Genomic DNA, 248 nt, shown 5'->3' with positions numbered 1-248 from the left:
GCGCACCTCGACAGCGTTCCCGAGGGCCCCGGCATCAACGACAACGGCTCGGGCAGCGCGGCGCTGCTGGAGACCGCCCTGCAGTTGGGCGGCTCGCCGAAGGTGAACAACGCCGTGCGCTTCGCCTGGTGGGGTGCCGAGGAGCTGGGCCTGGTCGGGTCGACCAAGTACGTCCAGTCGCTGACCTTCGAGCAGCAGCTCGACATCGCCCTGTACCTGAACTTCGACATGATCGCCTCGCCGAACGC

At 68.1% G+C, this 248-nt stretch carries 1 protein-coding gene; it reads left to right on the top strand.

Annotated elements, in window-relative coordinates; genetic code table 11:
* Positions 1-248: M28 family peptidase (locus UO65_RS20650; protein ID WP_035285179.1), on the top strand; the 248-nt coding region annotated here is incomplete at both ends.

This window comes from Actinokineospora spheciospongiae (genome assembly GCF_000564855.1).
In the GTDB taxonomy this organism is placed as follows: domain Bacteria; phylum Actinomycetota; class Actinomycetes; order Mycobacteriales; family Pseudonocardiaceae; genus Actinokineospora; species Actinokineospora spheciospongiae.
The sequence above is the reverse complement of the archived record's forward strand: the minus strand, read 5'-3'. Positions and strand labels throughout refer to the sequence as shown.